9 protein-coding genes are annotated in these 17,058 nt (G+C 70.6%); all 9 read right to left on the bottom strand.

Going from position 1 to position 17,058, the window contains the following annotated elements; all coding sequences use genetic code 11:
• Positions 1 to 5: 5 nt before the first annotated feature.
• Positions 6 to 2,822: a serine/threonine-protein kinase gene (locus QHF84_RS39635; RefSeq protein ID WP_281318796.1), complete on the bottom strand. Its 2,817-nt coding sequence runs from the start codon at positions 2,820 to 2,822 to the stop codon at positions 6 to 8.
• A gap of 5 nt (positions 2,823 to 2,827) precedes the next feature.
• Positions 2,828 to 3,457, bottom strand: a complete 630-nt coding sequence (locus QHF84_RS39630; protein WP_281318759.1) for a sigma-70 family RNA polymerase sigma factor — start codon at positions 3,455 to 3,457, stop codon at positions 2,828 to 2,830.
• Positions 3,458 to 3,569: 112 nt separating this feature from the next.
• Positions 3,570 to 4,577, bottom strand: coding sequence for an SUMF1/EgtB/PvdO family nonheme iron enzyme (locus QHF84_RS39625; RefSeq protein WP_281318758.1), 1,008 nt, complete (start codon positions 4,575 to 4,577; stop codon positions 3,570 to 3,572).
• Positions 4,577 to 7,393, bottom strand: coding sequence for a MopE-related protein (locus QHF84_RS39620; RefSeq protein WP_281318757.1), 2,817 nt, complete (start codon positions 7,391 to 7,393; stop codon positions 4,577 to 4,579). The genes QHF84_RS39625 and QHF84_RS39620 overlap by 1 nt, the downstream gene beginning before the upstream one ends.
• A 37-nt stretch (positions 7,394 to 7,430) precedes the next feature.
• Complete coding sequence (locus QHF84_RS39615; protein ID WP_281318756.1) at positions 7,431 to 8,906, bottom strand: hypothetical protein; 1,476 nt, start codon at positions 8,904 to 8,906, stop codon at positions 7,431 to 7,433.
• A gap of 83 nt (positions 8,907 to 8,989) precedes the next feature.
• Positions 8,990 to 9,892 carry a hypothetical protein gene (locus QHF84_RS39610; RefSeq protein ID WP_281318755.1) on the bottom strand — a complete coding sequence of 301 codons (903 nt, stop codon included), beginning with the start codon at positions 9,890 to 9,892 and terminating at the stop codon, positions 8,990 to 8,992.
• Positions 9,893 to 9,935: 43 nt separating this feature from the next.
• A complete protein-coding gene (locus tag QHF84_RS39605) occupies positions 9,936 to 11,534 on the bottom strand; it encodes a GAF domain-containing SpoIIE family protein phosphatase (RefSeq protein WP_281318754.1) in 1,599 nt (532 codons plus the stop codon).
• 133 nt (positions 11,535 to 11,667) lie between these two features.
• A complete protein-coding gene (locus tag QHF84_RS39600) occupies positions 11,668 to 14,394 on the bottom strand; it encodes a serine/threonine-protein kinase (RefSeq protein ID WP_281318753.1) in 2,727 nt (908 codons plus the stop codon).
• A gap of 57 nt (positions 14,395 to 14,451) precedes the next feature.
• Complete coding sequence (locus QHF84_RS39595; protein ID WP_281318752.1) at positions 14,452 to 17,055, bottom strand: serine/threonine-protein kinase; 2,604 nt, start codon at positions 17,053 to 17,055, stop codon at positions 14,452 to 14,454.
• Between the last annotated feature and the right edge of the window lie 3 nt (positions 17,056 to 17,058).

Genomic DNA, 17,058 nt, shown 5'->3' with positions numbered 1-17,058 from the left:
ACCGGCTAGGCGCGAGACAACCGCTCGAGCGACTCCTCCACCGAAAGCACATCCATCCGATCGCGCCGCCGATCCAAAGGAACGAGCGCGGCGAGCCTGTCGACCTCTTCTCTCCCCCACGTGACCGGGACCCCGGCCGCCGCGAGCAACGCGAGCGCTTGCACGCCCACGCCGGGGATCGGGCACGTCCTCGCAGCCTCGACGACGGCCTGCACCTCGGCCGTGGGCAAGGCGCCGCCGTGCGCGAGGGAGAGGCCCGCGCAGAGGAGCGAGCCGACACGCTCCTGCGAAGGTCGCCACACGCGGTAGGCCCGGCCGGCGAGGTCCCGCGCGAGGGCGCGATCACCGGCGCGATGCGCGACGGCGGCCTCGGTCAGGCACACGAGCGCTTCGAGATCCGCTCCGCCCACGAGCGGCGTGGCCTCGACGAGCTCGAGGTCCACGGGCCCGCCGTCGATCGCGCCCATCCGGTACGCGACCGATCGGAGGATCCATTCGGCCCGGCCCGCGCAAACCGCATGACGGCAGTGGCGCGCGAGGGCGAGCGCCTCCTTGGCCGTGGCCTTCGCCTCCTCGAACCGAAACGCTTCGAGCAGCGCGGACGCGCCGAAGAGGAGCGCCCAGAGCCGCGCCACGGGCCAAGCCTCGCCCGCCGCCGCGGCGAGGTGACACGCCGCCGCCTCGTCGAAGCGGCCCTGCCGATACCTGAGCCGCCCGACCCAGCTCGCCGCGCGCGCCTGCGCGACCCGATCCCCTCCGGCCTCGGCCCACGCCGCGACCTCGGCGAGCGTCGCCTCCTCGACCGCGAGCGCCCCGCGCCGCGACGCGAGCACCCGCACGCCCTGCCGCCGCAGCTCAAGCGCCGGATCCGAAAACGGCGGCACCTCGTTCGCCGCCGCGACCGCGCGTGGCGTCCACGACCCGGCCGCGAGCGCCGCCCGAACGAGCGCCGCGAGGTGCGCGAGCGCCGGATCGTCCGCCGCGCCCGGCCGGCAAAGCTCGTAGAGCACCCGATCGAGCGCGGTCGACGTGTTCTCGGCGAGCGCGATCTCCACCCACGACGCGAAGAGCCGCGCCCGATCCTCGCGCGACGCCTGCGGGTTCTGCCGGAGCATCCGCAGGCCCTCCGTGAGCAGGAGTGTCGCCCGCGTGGTGCGCCCCTCGGCCGCGAGGAGCTGCGAGGCGCGCACGACTTCCCGCGTCACGTCGGCCGCGCTCTCCCGATCGTCGGCGGCGCCCTTGAGCAGGTGGATCAGCCGGCCCGGCGCGCCGAGCGGCAAGGCCGCGGCGAGCGCCCGGTGCGCGCGCTGCTGCGCCTCGACCGTCCAGAACTCCTCGACGTCCGGCCAGATCGCCGGGAGAAACTTCCCTTCGGGCAGCGGGCGCAAGACCTCCGCGCGCACGAGCTCGTCGAGCTCGGCCTCGACATCCTCCGGATCGTCGCCGCGCGCCTCGGCCAGCACGCCCACGTCGGCGTGCGGGAACGCGAGCGTCACCCACGCGACGAGGTCCCACTGCCGCGGCGTCAGGTGGAGCCGCATCCCGCCCGTATCGTCGTGCGTCGCGACCACGAGCCCCGCTTCGAGCACCTCGATCGCCTCGCGATCCACGGCCACGCGTTCGCCGTCCCAGCGCCCGAGCCCCGCGCGCACCCACGCTTCGAGCTCGCGCGCGACGAGCGCCGGCTCGCCCGCGGTGCGCGCGAAGAGCACCCGCGCGGCGTCTTCTTGCAGATAGAGCAGGCGGTTCGGCCCGGAGAACACGGCTTGCAGCGCGGCGACGGTGCGCGGCGGCTGCCGACCCCGCGGCGGCGTCAGGATCGGCCGGAGCGGCGACGGAATGCCGCTCGTGCGGGTCGACGGGATGAGGCGATCGCGCAGGCGCACCACGACCTCCGCCGCCGAGCGAGGTCGATCCGCGGGGTTCGTGGCGACGAGCTGATCGAGGACGAGGGACACCTCGAAGGGCAGCTCCGGGACGAGCGTACGCAGGTTCGGCGCGGGCTCGTTCAGGCGCGAAAGGATGAACGCGCACATGTCGCGCTTCTCGTGCGGGACGCGCCCCGTGAGCGCAAGATAGGCCATGACGCCGACGGCGTAGAGATCCGTGCGCGCGGTGGCGCGTTGCTCGCGGAACTGCTCGGGCGCGATGTACGAGAGGGTGCCGACGATCTGCCCCGCGTCCGTGATCGGATCCCGCGACGCGGCCGACGGCGACGAGAGGCCGAAATCGAGCACCACGGGCCGCTTGTCCGGCCCCACGAGCACGTTGTCCGGCTTGAGATCGCGGTGGACGATGCCCACCGCGTGGATCCGCGCGAGCGTCTCGAGGAGCCCGACGAGCACGGGCTCGAGCTCTTCCCAGGAGCAAGGGACGCTCACGCCGGGGAAGGGTCGGCCCGTGATGCGCTCGGTCACGAGGAAGGGGCTGTCGCCTTGCAGCCCCTCGTCGACGAGGCGCACCACGCCGGGCAGGCGCAGGAGCCGCAGCACCGCGATCTCCCGCTGCGCGCGCGCCGCGCACGTCGCCGACACCGAGCGGAGCACCTTCACCGCGACCCGCTCGCCCGTGAGCGTATCCTCCGCCTCCCACACCGCGCCTTGCCCGCCGCTGCCGAGCAGCGAGACGAGCTGGTACCGATGGGCGACGAGCTTGCCCGCGCGGTCCTCGCGCTTGCGGGGCACGGGGACATCGTCGATGCGCGCGACCTCCCGCAGGAACGCGTCGTCCGACACGTCGGACGACTCGTCCGCCGACGCGTCCTCCGACGAGGCGCTCGCCGCGAGCGTGGACGCTTGCCAGGCGAAGATCTCGGACGACATCGTGCTCACCCGTCCTCGTCGAGCAGGCCCTCGCGACGGGCCATCTCGCGGAGCCGTTCCTTCAGGATCTGGAACTTCTTGCGCAGCCGCGCCCCCTCGCGGCGTTTGTCCTCCGCCGAGAGCGGCGGCTCGTCCTCGCCGCGCAGCACCACGGCGAGCTCCTCCCAGGGCAGCTTGCGGTCCACGCGCAGCATGAGCAGCTCCTGGTCCTCCTCGGGCAGCGAGGCGCGGAGCGCGGCGAGGCGGCTGCGAACCGTCGTCCGCAGGTACGTGGCGGTGCGCTCGCGAACCTCGGCCATGACGCCCGACAGCTCGGTGCTGTCGAGCTCCTCCTCGCGCTTGCGCCGACGCGCCGCGTCCCTGCGGAAGCGGACCGAGGTTCTTCGCGCGATGGCGTAGGCGAACGTGCGGAAGGAAGATTGGCCCTCGAAGCGCTGCAGGCCTTGCCAGAGCGCCTCGCCGAAGCGGGAGAAGACCTCCTCGGCGTCGCTCTCGTCGCGGTGCAGGGCCGCGAGGAACGCGTAGATCTCGGGCCCGTACGCCGCGAGCATGTCCGTCGCGACGCTCTTTCGGTCTCCTGTGGCAAGGCGGGTCAAGAGCTCGCGCTCGAGATCGCCCCGATCCTCCGCGGTCATGGTGGCGTTGGTCCCGGAGCCCGAACGCCGAGCGACGTCGTGCCCTCGGTCCATCCTACACCATGGGACGGTTCTCCGATCGTCGATGTCCCCGGGCGGGGTCGCCGCGATCCTACCCCTTGGCATCTCGCGCACACCGGAACCCGCTCATCACCATCCGGTAGCGCGATGGGTGGTGGACGCGGTTCGTCGAGCGCAGGCCCGTCGCGTGGTAATTGAATCCGCCGCCGCGCAGGACCCGCTCGCATTCGGTGGGGATCTTGTTCGACCCGGTAAAACCCTGCTGCCTCTTGCGCCGGAGCTCCGCGTAGGCTTCGAGGGCCTCCTCGCACGTGCCGCCGCGGCCCTCGAGGGCGCCGGGACGCTTGTAGGCGAACGGGTCGTAGACGTCCTCGGCCCACTCCCAGACGTTGCCGGCGAGGTCGTGGTGCCCGTAAGGACCACGCCCGGAAGGGTGTGTCCCGACATCCGCCGTCACGCTGGCCGCGAAGACCGCGCGCTCGGGCCCGGGCGGCGAGTTTCCCCAGGGATAAAGCCGGCCGCCCTCGCCGCGCGCCGCCTTCTCGAGCTCCGCCTCGCGCGGGAGGCGCTTGCCCACGAAGTTGCAATAGGCGCGCGCGCTGTCCCAGGAGATGCTGCTCACGGGCTGCTTCGGCCCCCGGAAACGTTTGTCCGGGCCCACGCCATTGCGCTCCGCGTTGCTCGGCTCGGGCGGCGGGCAAATTTTGGCCTCGATGCAGCGCGCATAGTCGCCGTTCGTCACCTCGAATTCGTCGAGGTAATAGGCCGGCAGCGTCACGGTGTGCGCCGGCCATTCGTCGGGCTCGCCGCCGCTGTCGGCGCCCATCGTGAAAGGACCCGCGGGCACGAGGATCATGCCGTCCACGCGTGTCGGCAGCGCGCTCGCCTGCGGGGGCGCGGGCGCAGGCTCCACCGGCGCGGGCGGCGGGGGCTTTTTGGGTTCGAGCGGCGGCGCGACGATCGACGGCGGATTCGGGACGACCGGCAGCGGCGCGGGCGGCGGCGCCGAGGGCCCGACTTCGGGCGTCGGTCCCCGGCTCGTGCATGCGGTCGTGAGGAGGAGGGCCCCGAGGAGGAGCCCGTGGAGGGATTGGCTCATCACTGGCAGCGGCGGATCACGACGTCGTCGAGGTTCCAGGAGGACATGTCGTACAGGCCCGACGTCTCGCCGATCGAGAACCCGAAGCGCACGCGCAGGTCCGCGTTCTTGTAGGTGGTGATGTCGTGCACGATGTTTTTCCAGGATCCATCCTTGATATAAGTCGTATCACTCTGCCAGATGACGACCCAGGTCGACCCGTTGTAAACCTCGATGACGTTCGTCATGTACGGCGAGTAGTCGCTGTTGAGCCACCGCCAGAAATCGAGGACGATCGAGCCTGCGCCGGCGGTGTTGATGATGGGGCTCGTGAGGTAATACATCGGGTGCGTGGCGAGGGTGCTGGCATTGCCGCCGATGACCACGCCGGCGAGTTTGTTGTCGGCCGTCGACGTGTGATCCGTCGACGGGTCGCCATACCCGGTGTCGTGCCCGGACGAGGACATGGCCGTACCGATCTGCCATTCGGTCCCGGGCGCCCAGCCGTTGTAGCCGTTCGCCGCCGTCGCGGTCGCGAACGTCTCCTCGAAGACGTTCGTCACGCCGCAGACGAGCACGCCGTTCTGGCAGATCGTCTTGTTGTTCGTGCAGGGCGCGGCATACGCCGTCCCGCAGGCCACGCCGCCGCCCGGGTTGTCCTCGTCGACCACGCCGTCGCAATCGTTGTCGAGCCCGTCGCAGATCTCGGCCGACGGCGTCTTCGTGGCCACGCACGCGATCGTGCCGCCCTGACAAACGTACGTGCCCGCGCCGCAGACGCCCTGCTGGCCCGTCGTGCACGCGCCGCCGCCGCCCGCGTTGTTCTCGTCGATCATGCCGTCGCAGTCGTTGTCCTTGTTGTCGCAGACCTCGGTCGTCGGCATGATCGTCGGCACGCACGAGATCGTACCGTTCTGACAAACCTGCGTGCCCGTGCTGCAGAGGCCCTGCAGGCCCGTCGGGCACGCCGAGCCGCCGCCCGGGTTGCCCTCGTCGACCACGCCGTCGCAGTCGTTGTCCTTGTTGTCGCAGATCTCGGCCGAGGGCTGGATCGTCGGAGTGCAAACGATGCCCCCGTTCGAGCACGTCGACGTGCCGGCGCTGCAGACGCCCTGCTGGCCCGTCGCGCAGGCCATTCCGCCGCCGGGGTTGTTCTCGTCGACGAGCCCGTCGCAATCGTTGTCCTTGTTGTCGCAGGTCTCGGCCGAGGCCATCGTCGTGGACACGCAGACGAGCCCGCCGTTCTGGCACTGGTAGGTGCCGACGGCGCAGACGCCCTGCTTGCCCGTCGGACACACGCCGCCGCTGCCCGGGTTGCCCTCGTCGACCGTGCCGTTGCAGTTGTTGTCGAGCCCGTCGCAGATCTCCAGGCTCGGCTGGTTCGTCTGGACGCACGCGGTCTGGCCGTTCTGGCAGGCCGTGGTGCCCGACGCGCAGACGCCCGATTTGCCGGTCTGGCAGGACACACCCCCGCCGGGGTTCTGCTCGTCGACCGCGCCGTTGCAGTTGTTGTCGAGCCCGTCGCAGGTCTCGACGGTGGGCTGGCTGTTCGGATTGCAGACGGGGGCGCCGTTCTGGCAGGCCGTCGTGCCGGCCGCGCAGATGCCGAGCTGCCCCGTGTTGCAGGCGCTCCCGCCGCCGGGGTTCTGCTCGTCGACTTGCCCGTCGCAATCGTCGTCCTTGCCATTGCAGGACTCGGCCACGGGCTGGACCGTGGGCATGCACTGGAGCATGCCGCCGGTGCAGACCTGCGTCCCCTGCGCGCAGGCGCCCGGTTGCTCCGTCGTGCAGCCCGCGCCGCCGCCGGGGTTGCCCTCGTCCGTGTTGCCGTCGCAATCGTTGTCGACGCCGTCGCAGACCTCGGCCGTCCCGAGCCCCGGCATGCACGTCTGCGGCTGGCCGCCGATGCACGCTTGCACCGTGGTCTTGCACGCGCCGAGGCCGCAGGAGAGGGTGCCGAGGCCGTCGTCGATGAGCAGGTTGCAATCGTCGTCGACGCCGTTGCACGTCTCGGCCTTGGGATTGCCGGGCATGCACGTCTGCGGCGCGCCGTTCACGCAGGCCTCGACGCTGACGAAGCAAGCGCCGGCGCCGCAGTTGAGCTGCCCGAGGTCCTCGTCGGTTTTCCCGTCGCAATCGTCGTCGGCGCCGTTGCAGGTCTCGACGCCGGGCACGGTCTCGCCCTCGCAAGCGCCCCACGCGCCGCCCACGCACGTCTGCGTGCCGGACTTGCAGATACCGACGCCCTGCGTGCCCGCGCCGCCCGAATAACAGGACTGCGTGTCGCCGTCTTCGCAGGAGCAGCCCTCGTCGATCATGCCGTCGCAATCGTCGTCGACGCCGTCGCAGGCCTCGGCGGTCGCCGGCGGGAGCGGCGTGCATTCGGGGACCTCATGGTCCACGCAGCCCGGGACTTTCACCTGGCACTGGCCGAGCCCGCAGGTCACGTCCGCGATGTTGTCGTCGACCTGGCCATTACAATCCTCGTCCTTGCCGTCGCACGCCTCGGAGGCCGGCAAGACCTGCCCCGTGCACGCGCCCCAGACCGAGCCTGTGCACGTCTGCGTGCCTTGCTTGCATTCGCCCCTGTCGGCGGTGGCGGGGTCGGCGTCGTAACAGGCGCGCGACTCGCCGTCCGTGCAAGCAGCGCCGCCTTCCCCGCCCTGGCCGCCGCCCTGCCCGCCGCCGCCTTGCCCCGCGACGCCCCCTTGCCCCCCGGTTCCTCCGCCGGCTGTGCCCGCAGTGTTGTTCGCACCGTCGCCCGAACAACCGGAAGCCTGCACGAACGAAATCGCGAGGCCGAGAGACAGCAAGGAAGCACGCGTGAATCGCCTCATGCGAGTATTGGAAAGCAACGCCCGCAGAGTGTCAACTTCAATAAGTCTCGGGGAGCGGGAACCGCTCGATGGTGGCGCCGCCGCCGGGCGTGGCGTTCACGTGGTAAAGGTTGTTGTCGCGCGCGAGCGCGATCCGGCCGCTCTTCGCGCCCTTCGCGAACAGGCCGAGGTCGCTGCCGGAGCCATCGAGGTCGCGGATCTCGCCGCCAAAAAGCGAGACATAGACGTGGCCGGTGAACGGGTCGCGGGCGAGGCTCGTGATGTTCGCGGAGAGGGTCGCGAAGGGCGCCGTCGCGCCGGTGTTCACGTCGAGGAGCACGATCTCCTTCGTGGCGAGCGCGACGAGCAAGTGGCCGCCGTCGTAAGGCGAGGCGGCGTAGACGCGGGCCGGCAGGGTGGCGACGAGGCCCTTCGTGCCATCGGCGAGGTCGACGGTGTGGAAATCGCCGTCCGTGTCGACATTTCCAACGTAAAGCTTCTTGGTGAGGCCCCAGGTGAGGCCTTGCGGGCCGGTGTCGAGGTAGGCGCTCTGGAAGGGGCCCGCGCCGGTCGTGATCTTCGCGCTCGGGATGAGGAGCGGCAAGGCATTCGTCATCTGGTCGAAGAACGCGACGCCCTGCGGTGTGCCCTGACAACCGCAGTTCGCACAGCAATTGTACGTGAGCCCGACCTCGGTGACGCTGCCGCCGAACGTGCCATTCTGGCCCTGGATCGCGGCGACCTCGCCCATGTTGAGGTTCGTGACGCCTTGCACCGTGGAGACCTGGCCCGTGGGGCTGACCTTGCGCAGGAAATCGGGTCCGCTGACGACGGTGACGCCCCAGGCATTGCAGGCGAGGTCGAAATCGATGTCGACGAGTCCATTCACGAAGGCCGGGACGTTGAGCTCTGCGAGCGTGGCGCCCGTGCAGGTGGGCGCGGGGCGCTCGCAAGGGCAAGCAACGCCGCGACAAACCGTGCCGAGGCACTCGATGCCGGCGCAAGGCAGGGACGCGACGCAGGTGTTCGTGGCCGCATCACAGGTGGTGCCGGGGCCGCAGGTCGAGGCGCCGCAAGGGACGAGCGGGCCGGTGACGACGCAGCCGGAATCGGGCGCGACGCAAGCGCCGGGGCTCTTGTCGCTCACATTGCAGACGGTGTCCGGCGCGCAGGGGTTTGCCTCGGGAGAGACGCAATCGGTTTTGCAGGCGCCCGCCGCGCAGACCTCGCCGGGCCCGGGGCACAACGAGGCGTCTTCGTCGATCGCGCCATCGCAATCGTCGTCCATGCCGTTGCAGACCTCGTCCGTGCACGAAACACCGCCCGCGCCGCCGCTCGACGAGGACGAGCCGCCCCCCACGCCCCCGGTGCCGCCCATGCCGCCCATGCCGCCCATGCCGCCGGCCGAGGACGAGGACGAGGACGAAGCCGACGAGGCGCCGGCCCCCGAGGAGGAGACGTCGTCGCTGCTGCAACCGGGCGCGACGAGGGAGGCGACGAGGGTGAACGACGAGGCGAAATGGACAAGGCGCATGGACGAGTTTCCTCCCTGGGAAAACGCCCACGATCGTACCGCGCGGAGCCTCGGCGCCACAAGGCGCATGCTCTCCGCGACGTTCAGCGCAAAAGCTCTTCCGGCACGAACCCGTATTCGGTCTTCTTCTCGCCCGTGCTCGGCTTCCACTTGAAGACGTAGTCGTTGCGCAGGAGCATCACCGAGCACACGCCGAGCGCCGCCACGAGCGGGACGAACCCGAGCACGCTGCTCACCCACGAGCGCTGCACGACCTCGGCGTCCCGCACGACCTCGAGCACATCCGGGTGCTCCGCGAGCAGCTTGTTCCAGAGCGCCCCGTGCACGCGCTCCGCGTCTGTCCGCATCGGGCCCACGGAGAGCGAGGCGTCGATGCAGGCGAGCGTGAACGCGGCTTCGAGATACTCACGGTCGCGCATCGACGGCTCGAGCGCGAGCACGCGATAGCCCGCCTTCACGGGGCCGCCCTTGCGATAGTTCGAGCCCGTCATGACGGCCGCCGCGCGCTCCTCCAGGAAATCACGCAGCTTCTGGGCGATCGAGCCGCGCACGTCCTCGTCGAGCACCGAAGGATGCACGGGGTGCCCGAGGAAACGCGCATAGATGAGTCGCTGCGCCTTCTCCTCGCGGCTCAGGCGGCCGATCATCGAAAACGCCGCCGTGGTCAGGCCCGCGCAGACGACCACGAGGCCCGCGCCGACATACGCCGTCGGCACCTTCGAGTTGCCCGCCATGGCGAGGCCCGGGATGAGCGCGATGAGCGTGGCAGCGATGCCGTACGCGCGGAGATACCCCGTCGCGACGCTCTTCCAGTTCATCTTGATGTGCACGACCTTGTGCGTGTCGGCCGAGCCCTCGGCGACGACGATGTGCGACCGCACGGGGAAGAGCGGCAAGAACTGGAGGAAGGCGAACGTCGTCGCGATGTAGGTGCTGCCTACCTGTTCGACCTTGCCGTAGAGGCGTCTCCCACCAACGACGAGCACGCCCGAAGGCTACCCGCGTCCCCCGCGTTTTTCAACGCCTCGATCAGCGGCGGTTGCGCTTTCCCGAGCCCTGCGCAATCGGCTCGATGACGCGGTACTGGCCCGTCGGGAACTCGCGGCGCGAGGGATTGCGACGGAGCGCGAGCAGGGTGATGTCGTCGAACTGCGCGGCGCCGCCGATGTGGTTCCGGAGCGCGGCCACGACGTCGCCGAGCATGGCCGTGACGGAGGGCGCGCCGCCGCGCAGAATCGAGAGGAACGCCTCCTCGCTGAACGGGCGCTCGGACGGGTCGAGCGCGTCGCTCACGCCGTCGGTGAACGCCACGAGGGAATCGCCCGGCAGGAGGATGACGCGGCCCGTTTCGAATTCGACGTCGCGAATGGCGCCGAGCGCGGGGCCCGTGGATTCGAGGCGCCGCTCCTCGCCCGTCGCGCCGAGGACGATGGGCGCGTCGTGCCCGCAATTGATATAGGAGAGCTCGCCGGTCTCCGGATCGAGGAGCCCGAAAAAGAGGGTCGTGAACATGGCCGTGCGGCCATGGTTCTCCGCGAGGTAATCGTTCGTCTGGGTGATCGCCGCGAGGGCCTCGGTCGGATCGGCTGCGCGGAGCGCGAAGGCGCGGAGCAGGCCGCGGACGAGGGACATGAAGAGCGCGGCGCCGACGCCCTTGTCGCAGACGTCGGCGATCGCGACGGCGACCTCGCCGGAGGCGAGCTGAAAGACGTCGTAGAAATCGCCCGAGAGCTTGCGCGCCGGCAGGAAACGCGAGGCGATCTGCCAGCCGGGCAAGGAGGGCAGCTCGCGCGGGAGGAACTCGGATTGCAGGACGCGGCCGATCTGCATCTCGCGCTCGACGGCCGCGAGGCCATTTTCGGCGCGCTCGCGGGCCACGGCGAGCTCTTTGTAGAGGCCCTCGAGCTCGAGGAGGCGTTGCTTGAGCGCCTCGTCGGTCTGCCCGAACAGCTTCGCATTGTGGATCGCGATGGCGGCCTGCCCCGCGAACGCCTCCAGCAAATCGAGCTTCGCCTGGGAGAACTGCCCGGTGAAGGCGCGGTTGTCCACGTAGAGGACGCCGATCACCTTGCCCCGGATGCGCAGCGGCGCGGCCATGATGCTGGTCAGCCGGAACATCGCCACGCTGCGCTGGAGCGCGAATCGCTCGTCCGTCTGCGCATTGCTCGTGAGCACGCTGCGCTCGCTCTTCAAGACCTCCTCGACCACGGAGCTCGAATACGCAAACTCCATGCTGCGAATGGTGTCCTGATCGAGGTTCCGCGCGACCTGGACGTCGAGCCTGCCGTGCTGGTCGACGAGGACGAGGTAGCCGCGCTCGGCCTTCGTCAATTCGATCACGGAGTCCATGCACTGGTTCAGCACGGTCTTGAGGTCGAGCGACGAGGTGATCGCCTTGCCGACCTCGAAGAGCGCGGCCTGCGCCTCGCGCGACATCGCGCCCTCCTGCTCGCGCCGATCCGTGTCGAGGCTCGCGCGAAAGTCGGAGAGCTGCGTGATCACGGCGTCGATGTCCTGCGGCAGGTCCCGCGCGAGGTCGCCGCCGCGCTCGCGGAGGAGGCTTCCGATCCGGGCAAGCTCGAGCTGGAGCCGCGTGGCGTCGCGGAGGAGGCGCTCGGGGTCCGACACGGCAGGCTCTTCGGGGGCTCTTCGGGGGGCGGTCATGAGCGGTCTCTGGGGGGCTGCTCGAAATCGAAGGGACGGCGCATCTTACGTGGCAAGCCGGCGCGCGCCTACCGTCGCGCGCAGCGCGGCCAAAACGTCAGCCAGCGTTCGGATTCGAGGTCCGCGGCGAGCGAGGCCCCGCGAGCCCCCCCTCCGCGAGGAACCCACAGCCGAGGCCCTTGGCTCGCTTCTCGACCTCGCGCGCCGTGGCCGATTCCTTCGGATTGCTCCAGCGCGAGAGGACGCCGCGATACGCGCTGCAAGCGCCGGGTTTGTCGCCCTTGGCCTCGCGCGCGATGCCGAGGTGCGCCTGCTGCTCGACGTACCACGTGGCTTGCCACGGGGTCGGGCACACCTGCGTGGCCTTCTCCAGGTACGGGAGCGCTTCGCTTTCGCGGCCGGCGAGCAGGCGGACGTGCGCGAGGGAGCTCAGCCAGTGCGCGCCGCCGGTCTCGCGCTCGCCGGCGGAGAGCCGCATGAGCTCCTCCTCCTTGGCGAGGGCCTCCCGCGCGAGCTCGGGCGAATACGCGGGCCAGGCATACGCCGCGTCCCAGGCCTTCTTCCGCCCCACGACGGTGGTGAGGTCCTGCTTCGCGAGCCACGAAGACCGCGCCGCCTCGTATTCGTCGCGTGATTCCTTGCCGGCGCGGAGCCGCAGCGAATGCATGTACACGGTGGGATCGAGGACGCCGTCGAGCTCGAAGTACGACGTCCGGAGGGCGCTCTTCGCGAGGAATTCGTCCGCGACCGCGGCCGCTCCCTCGAGGTCGCCGAGCTCCACGCGCGCGAAGGTCCGTAGCTGATACACGGCGACCTCGTCCTGCGGCAGCGGCGGCGTCATGGTCACGAGCGAATCGGCGGCGCGGGCCGCCGTCGTGAACTCGCCGAACGACGCCGCGCGGCGGACCACGAGGTCCTCCGCGTGCCAGAGCTGGCCCGCGGCCCGGAAGCGCCGCTCCGCCTGGTCGAGCGCCGCGCGGACGGCCGCCTCGGGCTCGCCCGCGCCGTAGAGCGCGGCGCCGAGCATCACGTGCGGCTTCGGCGAGGAGGGCTCCTTGGCCATCCACCGCCGCGCTGTCTCCGCCGCGAGATCACACTGGCCGAGCGACGAGACGATCTTGATCTTGTCGTTCAGGCAATCGACCGCGCCGGCCGAGACCTCGATGCATTTTTCGAGCGCGACGAGCGCCTCCTCGTACCGGCCGAGGGGCTTCAGGGCAAACTGCTTCGTCTGCCAGCAATCGGCATATTGAGGGTCGAGCTCGACGCAGCGATTGGCGAGCGAAAGGACCCGGTCGGGATCAGCGTTTTTCGTGGCGTGGAGGTGCTGGCGCGCCTGCCAGAAGACGAGCTCCGCGTCGCCGGGCCATTTCGCCACGAGGGCCTCGAACCTCCGGGCCGACGTGGCGCAATCGCCGGGGTCGTTCTGGACCATCGGCTCGAGCGCGTCGAGGAACGCCTGGTCGCGCTCGGAGAGGGAGGCGCGGAGGCCGATCGCCTTGCGAAACGCCTCGCGGGCCGCGTTGATGTCGAACGAGCTCTGGAGCGCCGCATACCGGAGGTGCGCCGCGGCCATGCCAGGATCGGCCTTGCGCGCCCGATCGAATGCGGCAATCGCCGTGTCCCAGGTGGCATCCCGGATCGCCTGGAGCCCCTCGCGAAATGCAAGCCGCGCCGCCGCGCTGTCCGTGGGCGGCACGGGCAATTCGGTGACGGCCGTGGGCGCGGGGCCGGCAAGAGCGGCCGCCGATCCCGGCGCCTGCGAGGCCTGCACGTCGGCCGGCGCCTTGCGAAGGGCAAACGCGGCAGCGCCGGCCGCGAGCAGGGCGACGACGGACGCCGCGACCACCCAGGGCTTGCGCGCAGCCGTCGCGGGCGGGATCGAGGCGGCGACGGGCGCGCGGGTATCACCCGTCGAGACGAGGACGACGTTGCGGCGGCTCGTGATGGCCTTCGTGTCCTCCGCGGTGACGAAGGCGCGGAGGTTCTGGGCGATCTCGTCCATCGAGGCGAATCGCGCCTCGGGCTCCTTCGCGAGGGCACGCGCGACGATTTGCCAGACGCCGTCGGGCACGCTGGTGAGCTTCGGCGGTTCGTCGCTCAGGATCGAGGCCATGAGGCTGACGGCGCCCTTGTCCGAACGAAACGGGAGCTTGCCCGCGAGCAATTCATACGCGAGGACGCCCCAGGCGAACTGATCGGCGCGCGCGTCGATCTCCTCGCCGCGGAGCTGCTCGGGCGCCATGTATGCCGGGGTGCCGACGAGCGCGCCCTCGGCCGTCATCGTGGAGAGCGCGCCGTCCGCCGTGGGCCCGAGCGGATCGGCGCTCGCGCGCGAGAGCTTGCGAGCGATTCCGAAATCGAGGACTTTGACGGCGCCGTCGGCGCGCACGACGACGTTCTCGGGTTTGACGTCGCGATGCACGAGGCCCGCCTGATGCGCGGCCGAGAGGGCCCGCGCGATCTCGAGGAGGATCCGCAGGCGCGTACCGAGGGGTTCGTCCCCGCCGACGAGGGCACGCAAAGGGCGGCCCTCGACGAGCTCCATCGCGATGAACGGGGCGCCGTCGTGCTCGCCGACGTCGTAGATGGCGACGATGCCCGGATGGGAGAGCGCCGCGACCGCGCGCGCCTCGCGGAGCATACGCGCGACCGCACGGCCCCACGTCTCGCTGTCGGCCTCGTCGCCGCGGCGCAGCACCTTGAGCGCGATTTTGCGGCGGAGGCGGGTGTCCTCGGCGCGGTACACCTCGCCCATGCCACCCTCGCCCAAGAGCGACTCGATGACGTAGCGGTCGAAGGACTCCCCCGGCGAGAAACGCATGACGGGAACATCGTAGCCCGTAAAGCGGCTCCCGCCCAGGCAAGGATGGCGCGTTCGTCAGGGTCCGCGCCGGGGCTCACAGCCGAGCGCCTTGGCTCGACGCGCGACATCGCGCGCCGTGATCGAGTCCTTCGCCGCGCCCCAGCGCGAAAGGACCGTCCTGTACGCAGCGCACGCGAGATCCTTTTCACCCCGCGTTTCACGCGCGACCCCGATGCGATGCTGGTTCTGCAAATAGCCGACCGGATCCATCAACATGGCGCAATGGTTCGAGGCCTGGACGAGGTCCGGCAGCGCCGCGTCCATCTCGCCCGCGAGGAACCGGACCTTTCCGCGAAGCGCGGCGGCATAATGGGCGCGATAGAAAGGGGCGTCCTCGGGACGCACGGTGAAACGCGGCAACGCGGCGAGCGCCTCGCGCGCGTCGTCGGGCGTGATCGCAGGCAGGGCATACGCGGCGTACCAGGCGGAGGCGGCGTCGCCCTGATCGGCGCAGCGTTGTATCCAGGCGTCGCGATGCGCAGCGCGGTCCTCCGCCGAGATCAGGCCCGCGCGATGGGCGACGGCGTAAAACAAAGGGTCCGGGTCGACGATGCATCCCTCGACGCTGGAGCGGAGCGAGGCCGTCTGCCGCGCGAGGAAGTCCGAGGCGATACGGCCCGCATCCGCGGTGCGCCCGAGCTCGAGCAAAAGAAAGATTTGTTTGGCCGTGGGGCCGGCCCCATGATCGATGTCGCCGACGGTGCTCGTCTGCTGCCCGGCCTGGAGCGCGGACTCGAAATCCCCCGTGCCCGCGGCGAACCCGAAATCGAGCGTCAGGGCCTCGACCTGGAAGCCCGAGACGCGGAGCTTTTGCGTCGCCACTTCGACGACGGCGCGGACAGCCGCGTTCTCGCGGCCCTGCCCATACAGCGCGGACGCGAGATACCCATGCGCTCGGCCGAGGTCGGGCTCCCTCGCGATCCAGTTCCGCGCGACCTCTTCGAGGCCCACGCAGCGGCCCGACAAGATCTCCACGGTGGCCCGGTCGAACATGCAGTCGCCCGCGGTGGGAGCGATCTCGACGCACCGATCGAGCGCGCGCCTCGCGTCCTCGGTCCGACCGAGGGCGAGGAGCGCGCGGGCCTGGGTTTGCCAGCAATCGGCGTATCGATCGTCGAGCACGAGGCAACGCTCGGTGAGCGTGAGGACCTCGGCCGGGGTGTGGTGGACGAACGGGAAAAACCGCCAGTACACGAGCTCGGCGTCGCCCGGATACCGGGCCGAGAGCTCCGTGACGCGGCGGCGCATCTCGGTGAGGTCGGGCGGGTCGCGCTGCAAAAAGGGTTCGAGCGCGTCGAGCAGCGCATGATCACGCTCGCCGAGCGAGGACCGCAAAAGGAAGGCGACCCGGTAGGCCTCGCGCGAGGGGTCGAGGTCGTCGGAGTCGATCGCGACCATCGCATAACGGAGATGCGCGAGCGCGAGCGAGGGATCGGCCTTGCGGGCGCGATCGAAGGCGAGGCGCGCCGTCGACCAGGAAGCGTCACGCACGGCCTGGACCCCCTCGCGATACGCGACGAGCGCCTCGGGTTTGTCCGTGGTCGGGAGCGGGAGGTCGGTGATCGCAGTCCCGGCCGGAGCCGCGGCCGATGCGACGGGCGAGACGAGCGCGACGACGGGCGGTTTTTCGCGACGAACGGCAAACCACACGAAGGCCACGAGCGCGGCGAGGCCGGCGACGAGGGCGAACACGCGAGCCGCGGGGGAAGAGGCCTTCCCGGGCGGGTTTGGCGGGGAAGGCGGCTCGGGGGATGGGTCGTCTTCGATCGACAGGAGCGCGAGCTCGTCGGCGAGGGCGGTCATCGAGGGGAATCGATCGGCGGGGTCCTTGGCGAGCGCGCGCTGGACGAGGGCGCGGATTCCCTCGGGCGCGCGGGTCATCGGCTTGGGCTCGTCGGCGAGGATCGAGCTCAGGAGGACCGCCGGACCTTTGTCCGCGCGGAACGGGAGCTCGCCCTCGAAGAGCTCGTGCGCGACGACGCCCCAGCCGAACTGATCGGAGCGCGCGTCGAGCGCCTCGCCCGTGAGCTGCTCGGGCGCCGTGTACGCGGGGGTGCCGTGGAACAGCGACTCGGCGGGCTCGACCTCGAGCGTCCGCGCGCCAGGATCGGTCTCGCGATCGAGGCCACGCGCGATGCCGAAATCGAGCACCTTCACGGTGCCCGCGGCGCTCACGACGATGTTCTCGGGTTTGACGTCGCGGTGGACGAGGCCCGCCTTGTGGGCCGCGGCGAGCGCACGCGCGACGTCGTGCAGGATCTGGATCTTGCGTGCGTCGGGCGCGTCCCCGCCGACGAGCGCGCGCAAGGGCTCGCCCTCGGCGATCTCCATGGCGATGAACGCGGTGCCGTCGAGCTCGCCGACGTCGTAGATCGCCACGATGCCGGCGTGCGAGAGCGCCGCGGCCGCGCGCGCCTCGCGGAGCATGCGCGAGGACTCCTCGGCCCAAGCGTCCTCGGAGAGATCGGCGTCCTTGCGCAGGACCTTCAGCGCGATCTTGCGGCCGAGGCGCGTGTCGAGGGCGCGATACACCTCGCCCATGCCCCCCTCGCCGAGAAGGGACTCGACGACGTATCGGCCGAAGGTCTCGCCGCCCGAAAACCGCTTGAAGTCGGTCATGCG

It is taken from the genome of Polyangium sp. y55x31, assembly GCF_029946505.1.
Classification (GTDB): domain Bacteria; phylum Myxococcota_A; class Polyangia; order Polyangiales; family Polyangiaceae; genus Polyangium.
This window is presented reverse-complemented; position numbering and strand designations above follow the sequence as displayed.